Origin of the sequence: Algoriphagus aurantiacus, assembly GCF_035156405.1 — a bacterium.
Classification (GTDB): domain Bacteria; phylum Bacteroidota; class Bacteroidia; order Cytophagales; family Cyclobacteriaceae; genus Algoriphagus; species Algoriphagus aurantiacus.
Genome location: NZ_JAXRUT010000025.1, coordinates 34759 through 60130 on the forward strand (window position 1 = coordinate 34759; position 25372 = coordinate 60130).

General features: G+C 40.3%; 22 protein-coding genes. 9 read left to right on the top strand and 13 right to left on the bottom strand.

Annotation, left to right across the window (positions count from 1 at the left end):
* Positions 1-2 precede the first annotated feature (2 nt).
* The 3 genes from SYJ56_RS20345 to SYJ56_RS20355 are packed head-to-tail and all read left to right on the top strand — an operon-like array spanning position 3 to position 1179.
* A complete protein-coding gene (locus tag SYJ56_RS20345; RefSeq protein ID WP_323837385.1) occupies positions 3-380 on the top strand; it encodes a DoxX family protein in 378 nt (125 codons plus the stop codon).
* A 2-nt stretch (positions 381-382) separates the two neighbouring features.
* Positions 383-544: a hypothetical protein gene (locus SYJ56_RS20350; protein WP_323837387.1), complete on the top strand. Its 162-nt coding sequence runs from the start codon at positions 383-385 to the stop codon at positions 542-544.
* Positions 541-1179 carry a YdeI/OmpD-associated family protein gene (locus tag SYJ56_RS20355; protein ID WP_323837388.1) on the top strand — a complete coding sequence of 213 codons (639 nt, stop codon included), beginning with the start codon at positions 541-543 and terminating at the stop codon, positions 1177-1179. Before SYJ56_RS20350 ends, SYJ56_RS20355 begins: the two co-directional genes overlap by 4 nt.
* A 60-nt stretch (positions 1180-1239) precedes the next feature.
* Here the strand turns inward: SYJ56_RS20355 and SYJ56_RS20360 are convergent, their stop codons facing one another.
* The 3 genes from SYJ56_RS20360 to SYJ56_RS20370 all read right to left on the bottom strand — a co-directional run bounded on the left by SYJ56_RS20360 (position 1240) and on the right by SYJ56_RS20370 (position 3496).
* Positions 1240-2637, bottom strand: coding sequence for a hypothetical protein (locus SYJ56_RS20360; RefSeq protein ID WP_323837391.1), 1398 nt, complete (start codon positions 2635-2637; stop codon positions 1240-1242).
* Entirely contained in the window at positions 2624-3172 is a 549-nt protein-coding gene (locus SYJ56_RS20365) for an RNA polymerase sigma factor (RefSeq protein WP_323837393.1), read from the bottom strand. The genes SYJ56_RS20360 and SYJ56_RS20365 overlap by 14 nt, the downstream gene beginning before the upstream one ends.
* Before the next feature lie 66 nt (positions 3173-3238).
* Complete coding sequence (locus tag SYJ56_RS20370) at positions 3239-3496, bottom strand: hypothetical protein (RefSeq protein WP_323837395.1); 258 nt, start codon at positions 3494-3496, stop codon at positions 3239-3241.
* 306 nt (positions 3497-3802) lie between these two features.
* Between SYJ56_RS20370 and SYJ56_RS20375 the strand changes: the two genes are divergently transcribed.
* Entirely contained in the window at positions 3803-5608 is a 1806-nt protein-coding gene (locus SYJ56_RS20375; protein ID WP_323837396.1) for a hypothetical protein, read from the top strand.
* A 58-nt stretch (positions 5609-5666) separates the two neighbouring features.
* Here SYJ56_RS20375 and SYJ56_RS25985 read toward each other — a convergent pair whose 3' ends face one another.
* Positions 5667-5816, bottom strand: a complete 150-nt coding sequence (locus SYJ56_RS25985; RefSeq protein WP_416377821.1) for a SpoIIAA family protein — start codon at positions 5814-5816, stop codon at positions 5667-5669.
* Between the two features lie 250 nt (positions 5817-6066).
* Between SYJ56_RS25985 and SYJ56_RS20380 the strand changes: the two genes are divergently transcribed.
* Positions 6067-7881, top strand: a complete 1815-nt coding sequence (locus SYJ56_RS20380; protein WP_323837397.1) for a serine hydrolase — start codon at positions 6067-6069, stop codon at positions 7879-7881.
* A 729-nt stretch (positions 7882-8610) separates the two neighbouring features.
* Here the strand turns inward: SYJ56_RS20380 and SYJ56_RS20385 are convergent.
* The 3 genes from SYJ56_RS20385 to SYJ56_RS20395 all read right to left on the bottom strand — a co-directional run bounded on the left by SYJ56_RS20385 (position 8611) and on the right by SYJ56_RS20395 (position 13565).
* Entirely contained in the window at positions 8611-11217 is a 2607-nt protein-coding gene (locus SYJ56_RS20385) for an ABC transporter permease (RefSeq protein WP_323837398.1), read from the bottom strand.
* Positions 11207-11548: a PadR family transcriptional regulator gene (locus tag SYJ56_RS20390; RefSeq protein ID WP_323827622.1), complete on the bottom strand. Its 342-nt coding sequence runs from the start codon at positions 11546-11548 to the stop codon at positions 11207-11209. The genes SYJ56_RS20385 and SYJ56_RS20390 overlap by 11 nt, the downstream gene beginning before the upstream one ends.
* 376 nt (positions 11549-11924) lie before the next feature.
* Positions 11925-13565: an FAD-dependent oxidoreductase gene (locus tag SYJ56_RS20395; protein ID WP_323837400.1), complete on the bottom strand. Its 1641-nt coding sequence runs from the start codon at positions 13563-13565 to the stop codon at positions 11925-11927.
* Between the two features lie 99 nt (positions 13566-13664).
* On the opposite strand from SYJ56_RS20395, the gene SYJ56_RS20400 reads away from it, so the two are divergent.
* A complete protein-coding gene (locus SYJ56_RS20400) occupies positions 13665-14588 on the top strand; it encodes an NAD-dependent epimerase/dehydratase family protein (RefSeq protein ID WP_323837402.1) in 924 nt (307 codons plus the stop codon).
* A gap of 2 nt (positions 14589-14590) precedes the next feature.
* On the opposite strand, the gene SYJ56_RS20405 is transcribed toward SYJ56_RS20400, so the two are convergent.
* The 3 genes from SYJ56_RS20405 to SYJ56_RS20415 all read right to left on the bottom strand — a co-directional run bounded on the left by SYJ56_RS20405 (position 14591) and on the right by SYJ56_RS20415 (position 17658).
* Entirely contained in the window at positions 14591-15745 is a 1155-nt protein-coding gene (locus SYJ56_RS20405; RefSeq protein ID WP_323837403.1) for a hypothetical protein, read from the bottom strand.
* A 60-nt stretch (positions 15746-15805) separates the two neighbouring features.
* Positions 15806-16960, bottom strand: a complete 1155-nt coding sequence (locus SYJ56_RS20410; RefSeq protein ID WP_323837404.1) for a hypothetical protein — start codon at positions 16958-16960, stop codon at positions 15806-15808.
* 107 nt (positions 16961-17067) lie between these two features.
* Positions 17068-17658: a uracil-DNA glycosylase family protein gene (locus SYJ56_RS20415; protein WP_323837406.1), complete on the bottom strand. Its 591-nt coding sequence runs from the start codon at positions 17656-17658 to the stop codon at positions 17068-17070.
* A gap of 221 nt (positions 17659-17879) precedes the next feature.
* On the opposite strand from SYJ56_RS20415, the gene SYJ56_RS20420 reads away from it, so the two are divergent.
* From SYJ56_RS20420 to SYJ56_RS20430, 3 genes are all read left to right on the top strand, one after another.
* The gene (locus SYJ56_RS20420; protein WP_323837408.1) at positions 17880-18464 is read left to right on the top strand and encodes a DUF4136 domain-containing protein; all 585 of its coding nucleotides are present in this window, start codon (positions 17880-17882) and stop codon (positions 18462-18464) included.
* Between the two features lie 218 nt (positions 18465-18682).
* Positions 18683-19531 (top strand): OmpA/MotB family protein, encoded by an 849-nt coding sequence (locus tag SYJ56_RS20425; RefSeq protein WP_323837410.1) that lies wholly within the window; start codon positions 18683-18685, stop codon positions 19529-19531.
* Positions 19532-19757: 226 nt separating this feature from the next.
* Positions 19758-20174 (top strand): GxxExxY protein, encoded by a 417-nt coding sequence (locus SYJ56_RS20430; RefSeq protein WP_323837412.1) that lies wholly within the window; start codon positions 19758-19760, stop codon positions 20172-20174.
* Between the two features lie 498 nt (positions 20175-20672).
* On the opposite strand, the gene SYJ56_RS20435 is transcribed toward SYJ56_RS20430, so the two are convergent.
* The 3 genes from SYJ56_RS20435 to SYJ56_RS20445 are packed head-to-tail and all read right to left on the bottom strand — an operon-like array spanning position 20673 to position 25103.
* Complete coding sequence (locus SYJ56_RS20435; protein WP_323837413.1) at positions 20673-22022, bottom strand: TolC family protein; 1350 nt, start codon at positions 22020-22022, stop codon at positions 20673-20675.
* On the bottom strand, positions 22000-22683 hold the full coding sequence (locus tag SYJ56_RS20440) for an ABC transporter ATP-binding protein (protein WP_323837415.1): 684 nt from the start codon (positions 22681-22683) through the stop codon (positions 22000-22002). The genes SYJ56_RS20435 and SYJ56_RS20440 overlap by 23 nt, the downstream gene beginning before the upstream one ends.
* Positions 22684-22703: 20 nt before the next feature.
* A complete protein-coding gene (locus SYJ56_RS20445; protein ID WP_323837417.1) occupies positions 22704-25103 on the bottom strand; it encodes an FtsX-like permease family protein in 2400 nt (799 codons plus the stop codon).
* Positions 25104-25372 lie beyond the last annotated feature (269 nt).

Sequence of the window (25372 nt, forward strand, 5' to 3'; positions counted from 1 at the left end):
GTATGAAAAACAAAGAGAAAATCATCTATTGGGTCGCTACAATCTGGCTAAGTCTAGGAATGGTTTCGACGGGAATAGTTCAACTCATCCAACTGGACGAAGAAGTCCAAAAAATGAATGCCCTGGGTTATCCTTCCTACTTTCTAACGATAATCGGCATTTGGAAACTCTTAGGGGTAATCGCAGTTCTTGTCCCTAAATTCCCTTTGGTTAAAGAATGGGCCTATGCAGGTTTTTTCTTTATCATGTCAGGAGCTATTTTCACACATCTTGCAGTTGGAGATGATGCGGTTGAATATTTTGGTCCCGCTCTATTGCTTGTATTAACAATCGTTTCTTGGTTTTTCAGACCAGCCAACCGTAAAATCACAAGCAGCTGATTATGAAATCGAGCATGTCGAAAGCGACACACAGCGAGATGATTATTCACCTTGCGAGATTCTCCCGAACCGATCCCGAAAACTATCGGGACGGGACAGGCTATTCCGTTTCCTTTGTCACGGGACAGGTTATGACCAATGAAAAACAAAAAATAAACAGATGAAAATAGAACTGAATCCACAAGTTGACAAATACCTGGTTGACGGCTGCATGCGCTGTAAATATGGAGGCACCCTACAGTGCAAAGTCAATAACTGGAGAGAAGAATTAGAATTGCTTAGACAACTTGTTTTAGAAACAGGACTGATAGAGGAAATAAAATGGGGGGCGCCGGTTTATACCTCCAAAGGAAAGAATATTGTTTCGGTGGGAGCATTGAAAGAATCTGCTGTCATTGGATTTTTCAAAGGAGTATTATTGACAGACAAGCATAATATCCTTCAACAACAGGGAAGTCTACAGTCTGATCGGATAGTCAGGTTCACTCATACAGACGAAATTAAAAAAATAGAAGATGTGTTGAAGTCGTACATATTGGAAGCTATTGCCATCGAAGAAAGCGGAAAGAAAGTAGAATTTAAAAAGAACCCTGAACCCATTCCTGAGGAACTGTTGCAAGTATTTGAAGATGATCCTGCATTTCAACAAGCTTTTTACGCTTTGACTCCTGGAAGACAAAGAGGCTACATCATTAATTTTTCCCAACCCAAACAAGCGCAGACACGAATTGGAAGAATTGAAAAATATAAAGACCAGATTTTTAACGGAGTTGGACTACACGATAAGTACGGTAGCTGACGAGAAAAGCAGCAGCCAGCATCGGTACTGGCCACTGCGACTGAAGACTGATCACTCCCCCTACTTCTCTCCTCCTCCGAAATTCATCTTGAAACTAGCTCCGAACAAGCCAAAAGTATCACCGTAACCAGAGACTTCTCTTACTTGATAATTGTAGAAAGGCATGATCACATAGTTTGCTCCTTTGGTCTCCAAGACTCGAAGATTCACCCCGAAGTTCAGCGTGGCAAAGGGATAAAATCTACCGCTTTTTGATTCTAGCGGAATGCTCTCTGTCACATCCTGCTGTCGTAGGGATAATGAAGAAGAACCAAGTGCATTATTATTATATACCGCCACCTGTCGCGCTACTGTATTCTCTTGGCTGCCCGTTTCATTTAAGGCATAGAAGTTTGAAAATCCAGCTTGTATGGAAACGGAATTATTTCTTGTCACTGGATACTTCACGAACACAGGCACCTCTACCTGCATCTGCCGAACTTCCAGTTTCTCGGTTTGAGGGTAAGAATTACCAAAGGCCATCACCGTACTTTCCTGCTTACCATTTTGATTTAGATAGTTCAAGCCTAGTCCAGATCCCAAGGTGAGCTTTCCAGGGAGCTTTATATCCACCAGCATACCAAGCCCAATAGTTGAAGCTGTAGCAACCTGATTATCGCTTTGGATTGCCCCAAAACCCGGAGATAAGCCCATGCCAAGTCCTACTGTCGTTTTATTTTTTTCAATTATAGGAAATTCATTTTCTGCGACAAAAGACTCTTTTTCCGCAGGTTTCATAGGCTCTTCAGGCTGTACCAAGGCCAGTGTTTCCTCAGGCGACTTCATTATTACTTGCTTTTTCTCTTCTTCTGATTTCGCGATAAGTGGCTGCTTCTGTAGGGAGCTTGGCTTTTCGGCTATTTGCACAATTGGATTCTCCTTAACGATTTGTGGCAATTCAGGGGAGATCTTAATTGTTTCCGTTTTCTCGGTCTTTTGTATTGGCTGCGGAACCGAAGCCAATGCTTTTGAATCAGTAGGGATTATTTGGCTTTTTGGAATTTCTGAAGCCTTTGGAAATGTCTTAGAACCAGATGCATTCGTGTTTGGCTCTACAGCTTTCGGAGCTGCAATAGGTAAATTTTCAGCCAATTCTTTAGAATCAGTTGTAGGAATTTCTTCTGTTGCAGGAAGTTCCTCTACCTCATTATCAGGAGCTTTCTCTGTGTTTTCGGCCAACTGAACTTCTGGTGAATTTGCATTTCTATTTTCAGAAAGGTCAACGGAATTCAGCCCTACTACTAACAATAGTAGAGATGCAGCAATTCCACTTGCCCAATAGGCAATAGTTTTGCGTTTGAGCTGTGCGCGCTTTTTCTGAAAACCTTCCCAAGCGCCCAATTCATAGGGCACGGAGGCTTCGACTAACTTCTTTTTAAGGGAAGCAGCGATTTCCTTATCCAGCTTATCTTCCTTCATATTCTTTCAAGTGTAATGATACTAATTTGCGGAGCTCAGACTTTGCCCTTGCCAGATATACTCTGGAGGAGCTTTCAGTTAGGCCAAGCTTTTCGCCAATTTCCTTATGACTATAGCCTTCGATCTCATAGAGATTAAAAACCATTTTATGATCCTCGTGCAATAGATTGATCAGCTTGATAATATCCTGAAAGGCCAGATCCTGAAGTGCACTCACTTCATGGAAAACGCCTGTTTCCTCAGACACATCGGTTTGATTCTGAAACTTCTTCTGCTTGCGGAAATAGTCTATCGCGGTGTTTACGGTGATCCGGCGAAGCCACGCCTTTACAGACTGGAAGTCATCGAATTTGTTAACAGACCCGAAAAACTTGATAAATGAATCGTTTGTGATCTCATCGGCAAGCATTTTATCCTTGGAATAGGACAGACTGATCCCCATGACATAGCCATAGTATTTTTTATAGAATACCTCTTCGTACTTAGCCGATCGTCGTTTGCAACCTTCGATCAGCTCCTGATCAGTCCACTTCAATTCAAACCTATTAATCTATAGTTTACGACATCCATGTTGGAGTCGGAATTATCACTCGTTAACTATTCATTTGTTTATCTCCTCATAGGCCCTTTCCTCTGAGACATTCTTCTCAACAGCTCTTTTAATCGTCTTATTCTCCTTCTGAGTGGAGGAGTTCATGCAGTCGGCGATCCCCTCTAAATTCTGAGAATAACCAGTATTTGTAGCAAAATTAGATGCTTCTATCAGAAATCCCGACTTGATTGAATCATTCTCTGAGCCAGCATTTAGCGCGCTGCTCGCAAATATCAAAACCAAATAGGTTCGCAGAAGTGTTTTCATGATGCTTTATTACCCTGACGGAGCACTTACACAATACGCTACAGTAGTCGGTAAATAATTTTGAGTGGTGGGTTGTTGGTTGGCTAATTGAATTTAAAAATAGATGAATTTAAAATTTGTAATTGGGTGGCTGTGCCGAATACGGTCGGGACTGTTGTGGTTAGTGATATTGTCGACCGGCTGGTGAGCTTTCCGAACCAAAAACCTGACGAAAGTCATTAGGGACACTGAATTCTGGCAGGCAAAAGAGCGGCAATTAGACCTAGTTTTGCTTTTTCAAAACAAGTAAAATCAGCCACTATACATATGCCACATCAAACCACAGCACATACTTTCCATATCCCAGTAATGGGACTTGGATATACAGTAGATACTCCCATCAAAGTTGCAAAGTATGGTATTTCCAGTGTGGTATCCATTATGGATGATCACCTGTTGGAAGACATGCGAAAAATCTACTCGAAGAAATATGTGCGAGAATTCATACCTATTTCGGATGAAGAAGAAGATTATCGTGCTAAGCGAATCACTGCTTACCTAGATTTGACTCAGTCTATCATAGAGGAGCAATTCAATAAACTGATCAATGAGGATTGGGAAAGCAATACAGAATTCAAAAAGTACCTGAATCTATTGCCTGAAAATTCTCCTGTCCTGAATTTGGTTCAAAAACTGGAAACTGCTTCAGAATCGGAGAAATTTCAACTCAAAGAGGAATTCAAATCCATGTTGAATATGGGCGCTGTCGACGTGAACATCATGACAAAAGTGGACAAAATTAACAGCGATAAATCAGGCAATGAATTACCCCGGGAATATTCGGATGCCTTGTCTGCACTTAGGGGTTTTGCCAAGAGTAAAGCAAATGGATCCGTGGTATTTTCGGCTGGAATGAATCCGGCATTGTACAGCTATGCCGAGCAGTTCTCTGAATTTTTCCCAAATCAATTCGGCGAATTTCCGAAAGGAATTATCCTAAAAGTGAGCGATTATAGGTCAGCTTTAATACAAGGAAAATTCTTGGCGAAGAAAGGACTTTGGGTTTCAGAATTCAGAATTGAGTCTGGTCTGAACTGCGGTGGACATGCTTTTGCCACGGATGGATTTCTGATCGGGCCAATTTTGCAAGAGTTCAAAAGTAACAGAAATGAGCTATTTCAAATACTTTATGAAACATGCCAAAAATCACTGGAAAACAAAGGGTTAAACAACCTTTCGAAAAGCCCTACTTTCAAGATAACTTACCAAGGTGGAATAGGAACTTGGAGTGAAGATAGCTTTTTACGTGAGTATTATGAGCTTGATGGAACCGGCTGGGGAAGTCCTTTTCTCCTCGTACCAGAAGCTACTTCTGTTGATGATGACACATTGGATCGATTGCTTAAAGCAAAGAAATCCGACTTCTATCTCAGCCATGCTTCCCCACTTGGAGTACCTTTCAATAATCTACGCACTTCCTCTGGTGAAGAGCAGCGTGTGGAGAGGATCGAAAAAAATCGTACGGGAAGTCCATGTTACAAGAAGTTCCTTTCTAACAATACCGAGTTCACAGACAAGCCGATTTGTACCGCTTCTAGGCAGTATCAAAATCTCAAGGCAAAGCAATTTGAGGCGGGGGAAATTGAGTCTGAAGAAATGGATAAAGTGAAGGCGAAAGATTGTCTTTGCGAAGGATTAAGCGCACCCGCTATTTTGGCAGCAGGAGAAAAACCAAGACGAAACTTAAACGCAGTCACCATCTGCCCTGGTCCGAATCTAGCTTATTTCAAAGGCACATTTACCCTTAAAGAAATGGCGGATCATATCTATGGCAAGTTCTCTCTGAAAGTGGATACAGAAAGACCGCACGTATTTGTGAAGGAATTGCAGCTGTATGTGGCTTATTTGAAAAAGGAATTTGAAACTAAGGTCACTGAGAAAGTAGCTAAACAAGAGGCGTATTTGGAGAAATTCAGAAATAACCTGATCCAAGGCGTAGAATACTATCAGGAGTTGATCGATAAAGTGGAGGTAGATTCAATTGCTATTCTTGAAAAAATGTCAGATCAGTTTTCAAAAATCAAACACGAAATCGAACAGTTAAGTAAACCAGTAGAAGCTAGCACGACCTAATAGATCAATCTAGTTTCAAGAACTTTTGTAACCCAAGTAAACCAAAAAGAGCTGAGAGCTATTCCAGCCAATTATCGGCTAGTCTGCGATCACGTAAGGAAAATGCTTTCAGCTCACTTTTTGGGATCAAATAATCTAAAATAAAAACCACAATTTTTAGCCATGCGATATCTGTCAGCATTGCGTATTTAGAAAAACCCAAAGACAATCTTTAATTATCTTTATTCCAGCGTAAGGAATTACTCGGGAATGATTGGATTAATTGATGTGGATTAATGGAATACTTAGTTGAAAAATCCTCCACTAAGCGTAGTCTCCCTTTTTTTCGATCTTTCCCAAAAAGCGTTGGACAAGGAGGGAGTTTCATTTCAATGGCTTAAAGAGAGTATTTCTATTTTTCACTACCTCTATAAGTTTTAATTTTTTCTTTAATTTATGAGAAAATCAAAGCTCTATATATGAAAAATCTTCTGGTTCTTCTCCTTCTATTTTTCACGCTTTCATATTCCTATGGGCAGAAAAAATCTTCTCAGGATCGTTTTTCTGGGTTGGATGCTGAACTCGAAAAAGTTCTGGAAACTTGGAACGCTGCTGGGTTTGCAGTTGCTGTGGTCGAAAAAGATAAAATTATCTACTCCAAAGGCTTTGGATTTCGGGATTATAATAATAAAATTCCGGCAACTCCAAATACACTTTTCGCAATTGGGTCAAGCAGTAAGGCATTTACATCTGGGCTTTTGGGGATTTTGAGGGAGGAGGAAAAATTGTCTTTTGAAGATAGTCCTATCAAACACATCCCCGAACTCAGGTTTTACACTAATGAAATGAACAACCTGATTACCATCAAGGATTTGATGACCCATCGAACAGGTCTTCCAAGGCATGACTTGAGTTGGTATTTTTTCACCACCCAATCGAGGGATTCTTTAATGCAACGCATCCAATATCAGGAACCTTTCGCCAAAGTCAGGGAACAATGGTATTACAATAATTTCATGTTTTTGACCCAAGGAGTAATTGCAGAAAGGATAACAGGCAAGACCTGGGAAGAAAACATTAAGGAAAAGTTTTTTGATCCTTTGCAAATGAAAACCAGTAATGCAGTAATTGAAGGTCTGAAAAACGGAAATGATGTTTCCTTTGGCTATGAAGTCAAAAACGATTCCATCATCAAAAAGATGGAGTACTACGATATAGCCGCGATGGGTCCGGCCGGAAGTATCAACAGCAGTGTCAATGAAATGTCCAATTGGTTGATCGCTTGGGTTAATGGAGGAAAGTTCAATGGTAATCAAATCCTGCCTGAAGCCTATGTCAAAGATGCCATAAGTCCACAAATGATCATGGCAAACAGTATCCCTGACAAAGAATTTCCGGAATTGCACCTGAGTAACTATGGATACGGTTGGATGGTATCTTCCTACAAGGGACATTACCGGGTAGAGCATGGAGGAAACATCAACGGATTCTCTGCGAATGCTGCCTTTTTCCCGATGGATAGTCTTGGGATTGTGGTTTTGTCCAATCAAAACGGTTCACAAATTCCCGCGATTGTTCGGAATATCATCAGTGACAGATTGTTGAAAATGGAAAAATCCGATTGGAACAAGATCCAAAAGGATAGAGTTGATGAAGCCAAAAAGCAAGCTGAAGCTGGCCGGGCAAAATCCAGTTCCATTCAAAAAAAGGGTACTAAAACCTCTCACATTCTTGCAGAATTTACTGGAGACTATACACATCCGGGCTATGGGACTGTTGATGTACAGTTTGAACGTGATTCCCTTTTTGCCACTACCCCTTATGAAAAAGTCTGGCTAAAACACTTCCACTACAATATCTTTTCCTTGGTGGGAATGGAAAAAGGAAAGGTTGATACCTCACTGGTTTCACCCATGCAGTTCAATTTCAGGATCAATAATATGGGTGAGATCGCATCGCTTTCCTTCAAGGCTGAACCTACCGTTGATGCCATAGAATTCAAGCGTAAGCCCAAAGAAATCGAGGTAGACAAAGAAACCTTGGAGAAATATGCCGGCGATTATGACCTGGGTGGGCAGGTTGTGAAATTTTACCTGAAAGAGGAAAATGAAACGACGCTGTTCCTTTTTGTACCAGGTCAACCGGAATATGACCTTTTGTCCATTGGCAAGGATAAGTTCACGCTCAGAATCGTAGAGGGGTTTGTGATTGAGTTTTTGGAGGATGAAGCTGGAAATATCAAAGAAGCTAAGTTTACGCAACCCAAAGGGGTATTTGTGGCGAAGAAAAAGTAAGGGTTACTAATGGATCCCTACATTGGCGTAGTCCAACTCTTTTCTCGTTGAGCAACTAGCTTTTTTAAAGGTGTAGGTGCTATTTTCAAAGTAAATTCACGAAAAATAGATTAATTGTGAGAAAATTTGGATCCTTAATTTTACTAATCATTATATCATCGATAATTCATTTTTACTTTAATGATTACAAGTTCAATCATGCAATTGGTGGTATCATCTTTCAATTTATTGCATCGGGACTAATAGGTTGGGTATTCGCTCAGTATTATAATAAATACTATAATTCATCCAGAATTACATGGTGGGCTAGATTTTATGCCTTGATGATTATTGGCACCATAGCTGTACATCTTTTAGGAATATATCCGAATTAAGCAAAGTTTGTACTTTTCTCTATTTAGCGCCAAATTGACGCTTGCCTGCATGTGGTCTTTCCAACTTGACAAATGGTTATGATAATTGGTTTCAAGCCGATATCGGCCATACCTACGGCATTTTGTGAAATCATCCATCGACCATTTTACCAGCCATTAAAATGGCTGGCTAGGTGATCGGTCATGCCTACGGCATTTGAACTTGCACATTTTTAAAGTCCCATAGGGGCGGACGATATCTTTTGACAAACCATTAATTGAAATCTCCAATACAAAAACAAGACCCACACTGAGCGTAGTCAACCTTTTCTCGATAAGTAAACATATAGGCGTTTGCAAAGGCGAGTTTGCTACATTACTCTGATTTAAGAATTGCAGCAGGATTAGCCTTTAGTATTTTCCAAATCTGAGAACTGACGGTAATTGCAATGACAAGAAGTAAAATAAGTAAGCCCAAGCCTATCGGAACTATACCTACCCCGGAATGGAAAGCAAAGAAGCTGTCTAAGAAGTTGGAAATAATCAGCATCGAAAATGCCCCTCCCAGCACGGAGGCAATCCCCCAAATGATCAAATATCGCTTAAGTAACTTCATCGACAAATCACCCAAATTAGCACCGAAAACCTTTCTGACACAGTAATCTTTGACATGAGAATTCATATTCAAAGACACCAATCCAAACAGCCCTAAAGAAGCCAGAATAACGGCTAGTATAGCTGAGAACAGGATAATATTACTTACTCCCCGGACGTCGGCAACCTCCCGGTCAAAAACTTCTGTTTGTAATTTTCCCTCAAAAAGTCCCCGTGGAATGGTTTCACGCCAGATTTTCTTAACTGTTTCTATGGAAGAGATGGCTTGCCCTGCATTCATCTTTAGAGTGAGGTAATTATACGTAGTATCCTGTGATGCCCTAATCACCACTGGGTCAATGGCATGTTGGAAGTACGTTGTATGAAAATCCTCCACCACTCCTATTACAACAAAATCAGTACTATCAAGCGTTATTTTTTCTGCTATAGGAAAATCCAATCCAAGCTGATCCAAAAAAGTCTGGTTTACAAGAACTGATTCTTGCGTATCAGATATCAAGTCAGGATTAAACATACGGCCTTCTTTCAGTTTAAGATCCAAAACTTCCGGGTAAGAAGCTTCTGCATTCAGAAGGCTGATTTCATACTTCTCATCATGAAATACAAGCTCCTCTTCTCTTAGCCAATTCCCGACATAATTTTGGCTTCCACTGACCTCATTTACAGAAGCAAGTGCTGACAGCTTGTTTTTGAGTGGAAGGTAATCTTTTGCACTAGGTACATTTACTATGATTTTATCTCCACTATCGTAACCCCAGTCCCTATTTGCATTGATATAGTTGGTCTGGACAAAAGCTACTCCAGCTACAATACTAATGATCGCAAGAGTAAACTGGAAAGTCAGCAATACACTGGTAAAGACACTTTTACTTCCAATCTTCTGATTGCCCTTGAGGATGTTGATTGGATTAAAGGATGATACATAAATCGCTGGATACAATCCGGAAACAATAGTGATAAAGAGAAGCAGAGCTCCCAAAAACATCCAAACGTAATGATCCCGGAGCAGGTCAATTTTGAGGTTCTTAGAAGCGATATCGTTGAATCCCGGAAGGAAAATAAAACCTGCGAAAAGACATCCCAGCAAAATGGCAAAAAAACAAACCATCAAGTTTTCACTAAGAAACTGAACAACGAGCTGACTTTTCTTACCCCCTATCACCTTACGTACTCCGATTTCTTTTAACCTCCTTGATGCCATCAGCACGGATATATTGATGTAGTTGGATATTGCCAAAACCAGAATAAAGATGGCTATGGCAGCTAATAAAATCTGAGCAGCCATGGGTAAAGAACCAACCACGCCATGTTCTATTTGCTGCGCGTGTCGAACCAAATCTGTGAACGCCTCTAGCTGAATACTTTTGTAGGGCTTTTCTGGATTGATCTTATTTTGAATAGCGGTTAGTTCCGCCAGACCTGACTTCATTTGGGAAATATCTGTACCATTCTCCACCTGAACAAACGTCCATAATTGCGAATTCCAGGCATCTTTTAGTGGTAAACCTATAGTAGATGTACGATAGGTAGAAATGTTAACCAATATGTCAAAATTGAACATATCCATGTCATTAATATCGGCCAAGACCCCGCCCACTTTATAGAGTTTTTCTTGTCCATTGACCACCAAAGAAAGTTCCTGACCTATGGGATGCGTATCTCCAAAAAATTTCTTTGAAAGCCCATGCGTTAAAATCACTTGATTTGGCTCTCTTAAGGCACCCGCATACCCGTATTCCATGCTGTAAATAAACATGTCCATAAATGCAGGATCCACAAAAAATGACCGTTGATAATAGCTTTCATTCTTATATATCCAAAGAGGAAAATCAACCGAAATGCGCGTATGACTTTTTACTTGATCTAATTTCTCAGGAATCAGCTCAGCAATAGGGTCCGCGACGGCGCCATAAGTCATTAAGCCATTTTCTCCATCGGCAGTATAGGTCAGCTGATAGATTTCATTTTTGTTAGGCTGTAGCATGCCTTTGAACCAAACCTGTGCAATAAACAAATAAGCCACCATGCAGCAGCCTACCGCGCAGGACAATCCAAACACAGAAATAAAAGTGGTTCCTTTTTGCTTAATGAGATTTCTCCAGCCAATTTTAAAATAGTTCTTAAACATAGCTCCTTGGTTATAAGTCTGATAATTAGGTTTTGTACGTCTAATATTGCCCCATCTGAAAAAACTGAGCACATGAATAAAAAATCGGAACCTGGCATAGCCTAGTCCCCGCTCCTCTAAATTCAGGTAGAAAAGCTCATATGCATCACCCTGTATCTGTTCCAATCGACTGGGATTGCAATAGAATTCCAGGAAGCGATCCGGCCATCTGGGAGGGTTATGTTTGAATTTAGTATCCATGGGAAAAATCCAAAGCCAATGGAGGAAGCTGGTCGAAAAGTTTATTTCTCAGGTTTTTGACTTCTTCGATAGCCGATCTACCTGTAGCTGAAAGTGTAAATAACCTTTTTCGCCTTCCACCCCTCTCTTCGGTAGCACCGCCCATATAAGACTTCAAAAAACCCTTTTCTTCCAATCTATTCAAAACCGTATGTATTGCCGAGATATTGACTTTTCTGCCCGTTTGATTTTTGATTTCTTCCAAAACTGCAACTCCATAAGCCTCTTGATCCAAGATTCCCACTGTCAGCAAAACCAACTCTTCCAATTCACCTAAATGATACCCCTTCATATGTTTATAATTGTTTTTTATGGCCATTACCTGTCCCGAGAATCGGGATGGAATCTCGCATGCACTCCCCGAGCTATCGGGGCCTCCCAGTTTGTGACTCTTGAGTCATGCCTGTCTGTCCGGTAGGCAGGCTTGATTTTATAAACCTCTTCCATTATATTTACAAAAGTAAATGTAATACATTACTTTCATATTTGTAAAATAAATACGGATAAAAAAAATTCCTCCGATTTTTAAACAGTAATCAATTTTGAACTAGGACATCACAAACTGGAATGAGGGTATATATTTTGCATTTGCAATTCTTCTAAAACTAGACCATAAGTCGCGCTCTCTGTGAAAAGCTCGGTGATCTTGGTGGTTATTAAAAAGGCTATTATTTCTGAGTCAGAATCTGGTTTTCCTGATCTAACACTACTTCCAAATCGGCATAGCTCAGATCCTGAACTGCAATTTCCTGATCGATCGCCAAAGAAGCGACTGCAGCTGCGGATTGACCCAAAATCATAAAAACAGGTTCCATACGAATAGAACCAAAAGCAGTGTGAGAACTGGACACGCATACTGGTACAAGCAGATTAGTGCATTCTTCTTTTTTGGGTAAAAGCGTTCCGAGGGAAATTGAATAGGGCTTTTCTGGGTGAACACCTATGTCACCTTCATTCTGAACAAAGCCATCTTTTGTCACGAATCGCTGGGTATTGTGAGAATCCAAAGAATACGAACCCATCCCAACAGGCTCAGGAACTGTTTTGGCTCCGAGCACATCATGCTCCGTCATCACGTAAGCTCCGATCATGCGTCGGGCTTCACGCACATAGATTTGATGAGGCCAGTTTCCATTATCTACAAACTCATCCTTTGCCAGTCCCCATTGTGCCATTTCATCACGAACTTCTTGAGGCACTTTTGAATCATTTGCCAAATAGTACATCAGACCTTGCTGATAGTCCGTGTTTTCCTGCACGATTTGCTTTCGCTCTTCATAGCTGGCTTCTGGATACGCATAATTCTTCCCAATGTAATCCGTAGAAAAAGGCCCGTGATTATTAGTGTCTGTTTTCAAATTTGGGATCGGGTCAAACTTCTCAAATGTTTCATCCCAGCCAGCAGCATAAACTCTTGCAAGCAGTTCATAGCGAGCTGGGTCGTAGTTTTGTGGCTTCGCAAAAGGAACGCGATTGTCAGGATGGCGGCTGAGTGCCATTCTATAGTTATAAGCCTGAATCCTGCTATCTCCATCTCCATTCTCACCCGGAGGATCAGCCGAAATCTCTGGCAACAATCCACTGGTGGAATCACCCTCGATAACATAAGGGCTGATATCATTTTGGAAATAATGCCTGTGCTGATATATACCAACCTGCACACCATTCCACTTTTCATCATAAACCGAATTTGCCTCTCTCCCCACATGATAGCTCACACCCGCAGCAGCCATGAGATCTCCTTCATAGGTCGCATCAATAAACACTTTGCCTCTATATGTTTTGCCTGATCGCGTCTTGATCTGCGTGATTTGACCATTCTCTTTAGTCACCCCAGCTTCCCGATCTAGCCATTCATCCCTGTGGATTACCATTTCATATTCTCGGGCAAGATCTTCAAAAACCTGCTCAGCAACATGCGGCTCAAAAATCCACATCGTCCTATTTTCCCCGTCCATTGCTGGAGTACCTTGGCCTTGATTGCCATATTCCTCTTTCTTTTGCCACTTCCAAGCAGAATCGGTCTGGTAATGCATATACACTCGATGATAAAACTCACGGGCCAGACCACCGATTACAGATTTATTCCCTGTATCGGTGTAACCCAATCCACTGGAAGACAATCCTCCCAAATGAATATCCGGAGAAACAACAATAACTGATTTCCCCATTTTTTTGGCCTGAATGGCTGCAGTGATGGCTGCAGAAGTTCCTCCATAAATAATCAGATCTGCTTCGTAGTCGGAAGTGCTTTTGGGCTCACAGCCAAAGATTAATAGAAGGATAATTAGACTTGAGAAAAATTTCATGGTGAATAACTTATCTTGGGTAGCTGATTTATTAAAAGAATGAAAACTACTTTCAAAATAATCTATTTTATCCAAGTCTGCTAACTAATCCACTTTCTCATGTCAGTTCATACCATCCTTGGTGCCAATGGCAACATAGCCAAAATCGTCTCTGCAGAACTCGCCCAGTCAGGAATATCAGTCCGGCAGTTCAGCAGAACCCCAAAAAAAGTAAATCCATCAGATGAACTGGTTTCTGGCGACTTGTTGGATGCTACTGCTGTGTCTCAGGCAGTAAAAGGATCAGAAGTAGTATTTCTCTTGGCTGGGATTCAATACAACTCAGCTATATGGGAAAGAGACTGGCCTGTCGTCATGAGAAACACATTGGATGCTTGCATCGCACATGGAGCTAAGTTGGTGTTCTTCGACAACATGTACGCTTGTGATCCCGACCATATCAGTCATCTCACCGAAGATACCCCGCTTAATCCCAAAAGCAGAAAAGGGAAAGTCAGAAAGCAGATCTTGGACATGCTATGGGCTGAGGTGAAAAGCGGAAAAATTTCCGCTATTGTAGCCAGAGCCCCTGATTTTTATGGGCCAGACGCTAGTAATTCAGTCTTGGATGAACTGGTAATAAAAAAATTGAAAGCAGGGAAAAATGCTCAATGGCTCTATTCCGGAGATAAAAAGCATTCCTTTATCTATATCCCTGATGCAGGAAAAGCAACAGCATTTTTGGCCTTGCAGAAAGATGCATGGAATCAGACATGGAACTTACCCACTGATAATTCCTATCCTTCGGTAAAAGAAATTGCAGAACTGATCAATCAACAACAAGGCACCAAGCTCAAACTGCAAGTGATGCCAGCCTGGCTGGTCAGTACCCTTGGACTTTTCATGCCTGTGATGAAAGAAATCGCAGAACTTCGCTACCAGTCGGATTCTGATTATTGTTTTGATTCTTCGAAAATTGAGCAAGCCTATGGACTTAAGCCTACAAAGATTAAGGAAGGGTTGAGTGTTAGTCTTAAAAGCTAATCCTACTTTTCAATCAATTTCAATTTATATAGAACAATCCCATCGTCTTCTGTCTCGGATAAGCCAGCAACTTTGGACACGACCAATTCTCCCTCGTTATTGACCACCATTGGAAAATTGCTGGTAAAAGGAAAAGGCACATTGGTAGCTAACTGATTGAAATCCTTATCAAAAATCGCAGCATACATTGGGTCTCTTTTAAGTGCACCTATCCCATATTTGGCTGATGGATCAAGCCGAACCATCTCTTCTTCAGAAATTCCCCTGTGATATATAGCGAGGTAATAATCACCTACCACAAAAATATTGGTCAGACTACCGGGTCTTATTTTCCGGATTTCATTAAAATACTGTTCAGGGTTATCCATTGGAACTGGTGTATACCCAATCCAATCCGGGATACTTACTTCAACCGTCTTTTCATAGACAAACTGATCTCCCTCCCTAGTGTAAACATATAAAATTGGTTCAATTCCTATACTTAGCACCAACATATCTTCATCCAGGGTATAAACAGGAATCGGAAATCCGTGAATCTGGTTATTAAACAATACGGAAGTCTCAGGTAAGCTCAGCACCCCTAAGGTGTCTCCTGTAGTTTTATCCTGAGCTTCAATAATCGGAAGCTTATAAAATGCTCCAAAAAAATCGTCTCCAAGCGACATGGATTCCGGAATTGGTTGCGGATAATAGATTTTATTCCCCAATTCGAACAAACCCAGCTTGCGATTCTTCATGACAACCTGATAAGGATACGGGATACTTATCTCCCCTACTTTAGTAGAATCCTGAAACCTATAGTAGCCATCTAGGCGATTAAAAACAGTTACGTCTCCATTGAAATACCCAAGACTTACTGGATAATCAACTACATCAATACCATCCTTATTGAATTTATTATGGTGCAGGATTTTACCCTGAGCATCTACTTCAAGGTATTCCCATGGTTCATCCGTGGCAAGCAAATATTTATCTTGTTTTGGATCATAATCCATTAGCATCATTTCCCCGAGATAATCTATCTGAACTGAATCGGTGATTTCCAGAGTAAAGACCTTAAGCTCCTTATCTGCTTTATCATTGTCGGAATTTTTCCCGCACGAAACAATGACAAGTAAACATAAAATCAAAACTGATAATCGTAAAAATCTGGACATAAGGTTGTGGTTTGGTGAATTAAAAGATAGTTAGTTAAATGAAATTTCTTCGAAGAACTACTACTTGTGCGTTAGGGATAACTTGTAAAGTATAATCCCATCATCTTCTGTCTCGGATAAACCGGCGACTTTGGACACTACCAATTCTCCCTCGTTATTTACCACCATCGGGAAATTACTTGTAATAGGAAAAGCGACATTTGTAGCCAATTGGCTGAAGTCCTTATCAAAAATCGCAGCATAGTTTGGATTCTTTTTCCGTCGGGCAACCCCACCGTCATTTGGTTGGCCAAGGTCAGACATCTGCTCTTCTGAAATTCCTTTATTATAGACTACCACATAGTTATCTCCCACCTTAAAGAAGTTGGTCAAATTGCCTGACAATTTCTTCGAAAAACTTTCAAAAAATTGCTTTGCCTTATCCGAAGGGACAGGATCATAGTGAACCCAACCGGGAATATCCACCTCAACGGTCCTTTCGTAATCAAATTTATCACCTGACTGTTTGTAAACATAAAACCTCGGCTCAAGCCACATGCTCAATAGAAGGATATTTTCAGTTTTGGTATATACCGGTATAGGGAATCCGTGAACTTGTTTATCAAGCAAGGGGGAAGTTTCCGGTAATCTCACCACTCCCATGGTATCCTGGTTAGTTTCATCAAGCGAACTGAGTACAGGAAGTCTGTACAACTTTCTATAAAAGTCTCCTTCATCCATATTCACTGCAAATGTCTCTGGCCAAAGTGATGGGAAATAAGTTTTGTCCTTATTTCTAAAAACTCCAAGCTTTGGGTAAAACATGAATATTTGGTAATTATATGGAATAGGGATTTCACCAACTTTGGAAGAATCCACAAATTGATAGTACCCGCTGGTTTGCGTCAAAACAGTGACCTTTCCATCTACATATCCTAAGCCCAAAGATGTCTCAACAGCATCTATTCCTTCAGGATTGAATTTATTGTGATTCAGAATTCCCCCTGAATCATCCACCTCTAAGTATTCATAATAGGAATCTGTCGCCAGCAAATACTTATCAGCTTTAGAATCATAATCCAGCAGCATCATTTCCCCGAGATAATCTATCTGAACGGAGTCAGTAATCTCTAGCGTGAATGTCTTCTGAGACGAGCTGTTATCAGGATTTTTAGAACAGGAGGAAAACCCAAAAGCTATTGCTCCAAGAAGAATTAAGGTTGTGTTAAGTCTCATGAGAAAAATTTAGCGATGAAAAACTGAAAGGGCAATTGTATGATTTTCAAAATCATACCTAAAAAACCAAATCAAACCAGAAATTGCAACTGTATAAGATTTTTTAACTAACTCTTCCCATCAATAAGATCATGAACTCGCTCGTGTAGTGACGGCACCACTTCCTCTCCAAACCATGGATTTCTCCTTCTCCACATAAGATTGCGGGGTGAGGGGTGGACTAGCGGCATAAACTCCGGCAGATAAATTTCATAATTCCTTACTGTCTCTGTCAGGGTTTTCTTCCGACTATTTCCCAAGTAATATTTCTGGGCATATTGGCCTATTAGTAAGGTCAATTTTACCTCCGGCATCTCTGCCCTTAACCTTGCATGCCAAGTAGGTGCACATTCTGGTCGGGGCGGCATATCTCCACCTTTTCCCCTACCCGGATAACAAAATCCCATCGGCATTATTCCAAAAATCTGAGGGTCATAAAATTGCTCTCGGTCTACTCCCAACCACCGTCGTAGTTCATTGCCACTGGCATCATTCCAGGGAATTCCTGTGGCATGGACTTTCGTCCCGGGTGCTTGGCCAACGATCAGAATTTTGCTTTTAGGATGGATAGAAAAAACCGGAAGAGGGTCTAGTGGTAAAAAAAATTTGCACAAAGTGCAAGCCTTTGCTTCAGCAACTAACCTTTGAAAATTATCCATCTGTGGGCATTTTGTTCATTTGAAACTCATTTTTAATGAAAAAAAGAAGGAATATAATAGTAGGCTGATTATTGTGCTGAATTTATGTTAAATTAATACGCTACTCGCTTGAACTACAACAGATTATTCAAAACAAATAAATCATAAATTTGGTTAAATCCATCTGATCACCCTAGTTCGTACTTAGTAAAATATCATTCAACCAATCTATCCTACATGCCATGAAAAATACTTCCATCCTTTATGCGCTCCTCATTTTAATTTGTGCAGGTTGCTTCTCATCCAAAGATTATGTGACAGATTACGACTACAATTATCAAGCTTCTTTCAAAAAGTATAAAACTTTCGCGTTTGTTGTGCCTACGGAAAAAGACACCAGTATGATTTCGCCAGTATTAAGTGCTACTATTGGAGCTAGACTAGGTTCACAAGGTTTTAGGGAGCAAGACAACAAGCCAGACCTTTTGGTGAGTTATAAAATTTTCATGGACTCCATTAGATACCGTGGCTACGTTCAGCCTGAATTTGACTATTGGCTAAAGCGAGTAGGAACAGTACCCGAAACTGAAGAAGGCGAACTTGACAAAGAGCAGGAAAAAGATGAAACCTATAATCAGGTGAGGTATAGCCAAAACCAAGGAATGCTGGTAATTTATGTGATCGACAGCAAAAGGGGAAATACGATATGGCAGGGATATACCGCCGCCAATTTTGATTCTGAGTCTCCTAACTTCCAATCAGATATCACCAGAGCTGCCTATCGAGTCATGAATGAATTCAAAGTTATCAATCGCCTTATGGAATGATAAATGAATATTTCTGAGTAAATTGATAATCAACCTGTGTAAGAATTCCACAGTTTTTCAAAAAGGCTCCAATTACATATTGGGGCCTGTTTTTTTTATAAAACATGTCTCAACTGACTGCATTCAAGCCTTTGATGGGCATTTAAGCAAAATCGAAATTTATTTTCAGTTGTGGCAATTCCTTTGAAATGGTTGATTCAAATACAAAGAAATTAACTATGAAAAAATCACTTATTGTTATAGGACTTTTGAGCGCCACAGTGATGGTGTCATGTGTTTCTAAGAAAAAATACACTGAGCTAGAAGGTAATCTTTATAAAACACAAACCGAATTGGCGACGACTGAGCAAGAAAAGGCTGAGTTGGAAGAGAAAATGCAAATCATCGAGAATAGAGTTGCTGAGTACAATTCAAGAATCAATTCTCTTCGTGACACCAATGATGCATTGACTATGCAAAATGATGGTATGCTAAGTATAGATGGGGCTACAGTGATGTCCAAAAATTCTAAGGAGAAAATGAAGCAAACCTTGGCGAATGTAGATCAGGCAAAACTTGCTCAAGCACAAACTTTGGAAGATTCTGTAAACCTTGCTGTAGAATATAACCTTAAGAAAAACATTACAGAAACTACCGTAGATGGTGAGGAAGATGATGTCAATATCAGTATTGATCAGACAGTAGTGATGATATCTGTTTCAGACAAACTTCTTTTCAATACAGGTAGCTATAGAGTAAATACTAAAGCTGATCCCTTGCTACAGAAATTGGCTGAATTGATCAATGCAGAACCTAGCCTTCAGGTGATGATAGAAGGACATACTGATCCAAGAACTATTTCTACTGGTGTAGTTCAGGATAACTGGGATCTTTCTGTGAAAAGAGCGACAAGTATTGTAAGAAGACTTCAAGAGCAATTTAATGTTGCACCTGAGAAAATGATCGCTGCAGGTAGAGCTAGCTATATGCCAATTGTAGAAAATGATACACCTGAAAACATGGCGATCAACAGAAGAACAAGAATCGTTTTGATCCCAGATTTGGACATGTTCTTTGCAATGCTATAACTTAAAAACCACCGATATTCTTTAACCACCACAACCGAAAAGCAGGCCAATTGGCCTGCTTTTTTTGGTTTTCATTTTTCGTGAGAAATAAAAAGGATTGACGAAAGCCACAGCTTGATCAATTATTAAGGGCATTGGGCTTGATTTATTTCTGATTATTTCATCTTGTAAACGCACTAGTAAGACACGAAATTATTTTTAGAAATTGGTATCTTTTGATAAAAAGATGCGATCAACTCAAAAATCAATTGACAATCTCTCCTACCAAATAATAGGGGCTGCAATAGAAGTTCATAAAAATTTGGGTCCAGGTCTTTTAGAAAGTATTTATCATAAGTGTCTAGCAATCGAATTAGCAACAAAAGACATAAAATTCGCAAGTGAATTAGTCATACCTATTGAGTACAAAAGTCACCTTTTAGACACCCAGCTCAAGTGTGACTTTTTGGTAGAAGAAAAGATAGTAGTTGAAATAAAATCTGTTTCTGAAATCCTTCCAATTCACCAAGCGCAGGTAATTAACTATCTCAATTTATTAAAAGCGCCAAAGGGAATACTAATAAATTTCAACGTGGTAAACATTTTTCATAATGGTCAAAAAACGTTCGTCAATAAGTATTACGACAGACTTGATAATGGATGACCTTTTAAAAGAAAGTCCCTTACGCTAGCTGAACAAATAAAAACCACATAGGAGTCACATAGGAAAGCATAAAGATTATATGGCTAGAAGGGAGATCAATTTCAATCTCCAAACTTTGAGCACTTTGTGACTTTATGGTGAATAATGGTTACCACAAAGTCATAAAGGGAGCAAAGATTATGGCTTGAGCGAAAATCTTTATGCGCGGAAAAACTATGATCCTATGTGGTTAAAATATGCTCACCACATAGATAGATAGCAAACATAGCTTGCTAAATGCGATAGAAATACATTTCCTATGAAACCTATGTGGCTATGTGGTCAAAAAAAACCTTTCCGCTTTTAAAAAAACTAAAGAAAAATCTATCCTCATTTCCCCTCAACTTCAAAAGTTATTAAACCACCTAGGAGCCACATAGTAAACATAGTTTGATAAATGAGACAGAAATACGTATCCTATGATATTTATGTAGCTATGCGGTAAAAATCCTACACCACTCATTCCAACACCTCTAAGGTGCCCAGAGCATGCTGCATCAATACTTCTTGGAAATACAAAGTATAAACTGCCTGTGCCTGATCAGCTTGAGCGCTTACTAGTTGTTGGTTAGCTGTTGCCAAGTCTACGAAATTGGAAATACCCAGCCGAAAACGCTCTCTAATTGCATTTTGTGCTTCTGTAGCCGCTAGAACCTGAATTTCAGTATTCGCTTCTTTCTTTACCGCTGCCAAATAATTTTGGTGTGCAAGTTTCACATCTTGATATATTTTTCTGTCAAACGATTCCTTTTGCAAGACCTGATTTTTATAGGCAACCCTACTCCTACTTACATCTAGCCTTGTCTGGAAATTATTGAAAATCGGTATTGAAAGACTAAGTCCTAATGTATTTTGAGGATATACTTTCAAAAGTTGATCCCCAAGATTTCTATCATCCAAGGAGGTAAAGAAGGTATTGTAATTATAAAACGCACCTATTCTTGGATAATACATAGCCTTGATCGCCTGCATGTCTTTTTTGAAAGAGGTAACCAAAAGCTCCTGTTGTATACGATCAGCCCTATTTATCTGAGCTATATCATACAACTCAGGCATATCCATTTCTGCAAATCTCAAGCTTTCAATTCTTGGATCTACTGACTCCAATAGCGGCATGACTCCCGGCTCAAGTTGCAGATACTCCGACAGATCCCAAACATCATTTTGATACTGCAATTCCGAATCTACAATCACGGATTCCAGCCTAGCTACTTCTGACTGCTGATTGTATTTATCTGACAACGTTCGCAAACCTGCCTCAACGAATCCTTCAATTTGTCTTAACTGTTCCTTTTGATTATCTAGATTTTGCTGGGAAATCCTTACCAATTCCTCATCCAAAAGCACTTGAAGATACCGTCTTGCCACTTCGAACACCACTTGTTGAGATGCTCTGTCAAGACCTTTTTCTCCAGCATCATAAGCAAGCTTCGCGGATTGAGTATCCAGTATCCTTCTTCCGGAATTGAAGATTGGCATGTTCATATTCAGTCCCGCACTGACTACCTCGTTTTTTACATTGGTCACCACTATCTCCCCCTCTATCTGCTGAAACTGCTGTCCAGCCTGCCGGGAAAAGGAGCTATTAATATTAGCATTAGGAAGATGGGAAAGAAGAGCCGACTGCTTTTGTAGCTTTAACACTTCCATATTATTGAACTGGGTCTGGTAATCCACATTTGCAGCCAAAGCCAGATCCACTGCATCTCGGAAATTAATCTTTAATGTATCCTGAGCCTGGATAGTGCCTGCCAACAGGATTGAAACAATCAGAACTAAATACTTCTTATACATGAATAATCGCTTCATCTTTTTCTATTTTACCATCCAGCATATCAATTAATCGCGTGCCGTAATCCGCATTCTCTCTAGCGTGAGTTGCTTGAATAATTGTTGTTCCTTCACGGTGCAATTCCTGGAAAATTTCCATGATTTCCTTAGCTTGACCAGAGTGCAGATTGCCCGTTGGCTCATCAGCAAGAAGTACACGCGGTTTTCCTGCCACTGCCCTTGCAATACCGACTAGCTGTTGTTGTCCTCCTGAAAGTTGGGCAGGAAAAAGGTCTTTTTTCGCTACCATATTAAAGCGGTCAAGAAGATTCGCGATGATACTTTTGCGCTCGTTGGAAGACACATTTCTGTACAAAAGTGGCGTCTCGATATTCTCATACACAGTCAATTCATCAATCAGGTGATAGGCTTGGAATATGTATCCAAACTCACTTTTATGAAGTGACGCGCGTTCACGCTCCCTCATGGATTTGATGCTCCTATCACCAAAAAAATAATCTCCATCATAATCCTCATCAAGCAAACCAAGAATATTTAGGAGAGTGGATTTCCCTGCTCCGCTTGGTCCCATCAAGGTGATAAATTCCCCTTCATTGATAGTAAGATTAACGCCTTTTAGAATAAACACACGCTGAAAACGCGATTCTATGTATTTATCAATTTCTTTGAGTTCGATCATTTTTTATTTAAATCAGATAATTATTCACTTTTTAATGTTTTGGAAGGATTCAATGAAAAGACTTTCCAACTTCTATAACTAATCGTCAATCCCGCCAGCAATAATACCAGTAAAATCGATAAAACATATGGCCATGGCGAGAATGAAACACGATTTGCAAAGGACTGCAGCCATGCATCACTAAACCAAAGCCCAAATCCAACTGCCAATACTGATGCTACTAAGAGCAATTTGAAAAAATCAGATGCCAATACAGAAACGACATCCTTTTGAGTAGCTCCAAGCACTTTTCGGATACTTATTTCCCGTGTTCGACGAAGTGCTACATAAGAGACTAAGCCAAACAACCCCATACATGCAATCAAAATAGCTATGCCCGAGAACAGAGTAAAAATCACATCTACCCGCTCTTCTGATCGATAAAGCTGAGCATACTCCTGATCTATGAATTTGTAGTTGAATGGTCGCTCGGGGACAAACTTTTTCCAAACCTCCTCAAGCGTAGCAAGGGTAGCAGCGGGATTTCCGGCAGGTATTTTCACCAGAAGCACGTGCGCATTTCCCTGATCCTTAAATATCCCCAACGGACCAATCTTTTCATGCAAGGAGTTAAAATAAAAATCCCCTACCACCGCTTTGATTCTTGCATCTGAAAACCCAAAATTTACCGTTTTTCCAATGGCCTCTTCAGGATTCCAACCCATTTCCTTGATAGCCGATTCATTGAGAATAATCGGAACCAGATCTTCATTATCATTAGCCTCCTCCCTATTGAAATCATTTGCATTGAGATCAGTACCTGCGAGAATCGCAAGGTTTAATGTTTTGACAATATCTTCATCAGTGGAATATCCCGTAATCATAAACTCGCGCTGATTGTCTCCACCCGGAAATATCCTATATCCAGCCTTGATGTGTACTGGTATATCTCCAGCAAGGGCTATGGAACTCGCAGCACCACTTCTCAGCATTTCAGCCTTCATGGTTTCTGCTACGTTTCGCATATTGTAGTGATAGGGTAATGCTACTACTTGTTCCCTATCGTAGCCCAAACTGACATTTTGCATGTAGTCCAGTTGGTTTTTTACAATAAAAGTAGCAATCAGCAACCCGATGGAAACAAAGAACTGGAACACCACCAGAGACTTTCTCACCCAAGCTCCTCCACCCATTTTCGTTTTATTTGCCAGCGCTTTGATCGGCTCCATGCCCGACAAAATCAAAGCTGGATACATTCCTGCCAACAAGCCAACAATCACTATCAATCCTACCATAAAGCCGAGCCCTCGGAGATTCATTAAAGAATCTGTGCTTAGCGGGACACCACTGATGGCTGAGAAATTGGGTAGAATCAAATACATACACACAACACTCAATACCGTAGCTGCAAAAGTGAGTAAAATAGATTCGGAGACGAACTGACCAAACAACTGTCCTCTGCCTGCCCCCATTGCTTTGCGAAGCCCTACTTCCTTATTGCGCTCGGTAGCTTCTGCCGTGGCCAAATTCACATAATTGATAATCCCTATTGCAATAACCAACAAGGCAACTATTCCGAATATATATAAGTAGCGAATGTCAGTTCCGGGCTTGATACTACCGAGCGATTGGTCACCCAAATGTATTTCACTGACCGGTTGCAGGTGGAAAAACGTTTTATAGCCATATTCAGCCAGTTCTTTTCCAATATATTTTTCCTTGATTTGTTCTACTTTGGCCTGAAAAGCAACCACATCCGTTCCGGATTTCAGCTTCACATAAGTGTAGTAATTGCTTGGAGACCATTCTGGATTTTTTCCATGTCTGTGCGATTTGAAAGATGCCAAAAAATCAAATCCCATGTGACTGTTGCTCGGAAAATCTTCCATCACTCCGGACACGGTAAAATCATTCCCTTCCACCTTCATTATTTTGCCGACGGCGGATCCTGCATCACCAAAATAGCGTTCAGCAGTACTCTTAGTTAAGACCAGGAGATTTGGTTCTGACAGTACCTGGGTAGGATTGCCTGACAAAAGATCAAAGTCAAATACGCTGAAATAGTTTTCATCTGCATAAGCAAAGGATTGCTCTTCCTGATTTCCCTCACCGCCATCTATCAGTACTGAAGAGAAAATACTAAGGTCAAAAACCAATGTGCCTGTCTCCACATCCGGGATTTCCTCTATAAGTGTAGGAATCAGACTGGAGGGAGTGGAACTGACTAACTGGCTTTCTCCTTCAGAAACGAACTCCTGATTGAATTTATATATGCGTTCATAATCCGCATACATTTTATCATAACTCCATTCGTGCTGGATATATAGGCAGATAGCCAAAAAACTCACGATGGCTACCGTCAATCCAAAAAGATTGATGCCCGTGTACAGTTTACGTTTCTGCAAATTGCGAAAGGATATTTTAAGATAGTTTTTCCACATAAGGCACTGAATTGAAATATTGGAAAATTCAAAAGACTTGTCTGCAGTGGCAGATTTGAAGATTAAATATTTCTAACTTTTAATTCTATTCGCAAGTGCCTGGGTTGCCTGCTTTCCAACACACCGGGACTGCGTCTGAATACTTCCTCCCTACTCTTTTCCACTATTATGCCACAAAAAAATGCCTCTGAATAAACTCCAGAGGCATTTTTATACTTTTAACAGGATTACTATCTCGAACATTTTTGTTCGCCAGCGAACAAAGACAA

Excerpts from the sequence above, each read along its gene's own strand:
- SYJ56_RS20350 (WP_323837387.1), top strand. The coding sequence starts at position 383 with ATGAAATCGAGCATGTCGAAAGCGACACACAGCGAGATGATTATTCAC.
- SYJ56_RS20375 (WP_323837396.1), top strand. The coding sequence starts at position 3,803 with ATGCCACATCAAACCACAGCACATACTTTCCATATCCCAGTAATGGGA.
- SYJ56_RS20380 (WP_323837397.1), top strand. The coding sequence starts at position 6,067 with ATGAAAAATCTTCTGGTTCTTCTCCTTCTATTTTTCACGCTTTCATAT.
- SYJ56_RS20400 (WP_323837402.1), top strand. The coding sequence starts at position 13,665 with ATGTCAGTTCATACCATCCTTGGTGCCAATGGCAACATAGCCAAAATC.
- SYJ56_RS20370 (WP_323837395.1), bottom strand. The coding sequence starts at position 3,496 with ATGAAAACACTTCTGCGAACCTATTTGGTTTTGATATTTGCGAGCAGC.
- SYJ56_RS20440 (WP_323837415.1), bottom strand. The coding sequence starts at position 22,683 with ATGATCGAACTCAAAGAAATTGATAAATACATAGAATCGCGTTTTCAG.
- SYJ56_RS20445 (WP_323837417.1), bottom strand. The coding sequence starts at position 25,103 with ATGTGGAAAAACTATCTTAAAATATCCTTTCGCAATTTGCAGAAACGT.
- SYJ56_RS20435 (WP_323837413.1), bottom strand. The coding sequence starts at position 22,022 with ATGAAGCGATTATTCATGTATAAGAAGTATTTAGTTCTGATTGTTTCA.
- SYJ56_RS20420 (WP_323837408.1), top strand. The coding sequence starts at position 17,880 with ATGAAAAATACTTCCATCCTTTATGCGCTCCTCATTTTAATTTGTGCA.
- SYJ56_RS20415 (WP_323837406.1), bottom strand. The coding sequence starts at position 17,658 with ATGGATAATTTTCAAAGGTTAGTTGCTGAAGCAAAGGCTTGCACTTTG.
- SYJ56_RS20410 (WP_323837404.1), bottom strand. The coding sequence starts at position 16,960 with ATGAGACTTAACACAACCTTAATTCTTCTTGGAGCAATAGCTTTTGGG.
- SYJ56_RS20430 (WP_323837412.1), top strand. The coding sequence starts at position 19,758 with ATGCGATCAACTCAAAAATCAATTGACAATCTCTCCTACCAAATAATA.
- SYJ56_RS20360 (WP_323837391.1), bottom strand. The coding sequence starts at position 2,637 with ATGAAGGAAGATAAGCTGGATAAGGAAATCGCTGCTTCCCTTAAAAAG.
- SYJ56_RS20405 (WP_323837403.1), bottom strand. The coding sequence starts at position 15,745 with ATGTCCAGATTTTTACGATTATCAGTTTTGATTTTATGTTTACTTGTC.
- SYJ56_RS20385 (WP_323837398.1), bottom strand. The coding sequence starts at position 11,217 with ATGGATACTAAATTCAAACATAACCCTCCCAGATGGCCGGATCGCTTC.
- SYJ56_RS20390 (WP_323827622.1), bottom strand. The coding sequence starts at position 11,548 with ATGAAGGGGTATCATTTAGGTGAATTGGAAGAGTTGGTTTTGCTGACA.
- SYJ56_RS20425 (WP_323837410.1), top strand. The coding sequence starts at position 18,683 with ATGAAAAAATCACTTATTGTTATAGGACTTTTGAGCGCCACAGTGATG.
- SYJ56_RS20355 (WP_323837388.1), top strand. The coding sequence starts at position 541 with ATGAAAATAGAACTGAATCCACAAGTTGACAAATACCTGGTTGACGGC.
- SYJ56_RS20395 (WP_323837400.1), bottom strand. The coding sequence starts at position 13,565 with ATGAAATTTTTCTCAAGTCTAATTATCCTTCTATTAATCTTTGGCTGT.
- SYJ56_RS20345 (WP_323837385.1), top strand. The coding sequence starts at position 3 with ATGAAAAACAAAGAGAAAATCATCTATTGGGTCGCTACAATCTGGCTA.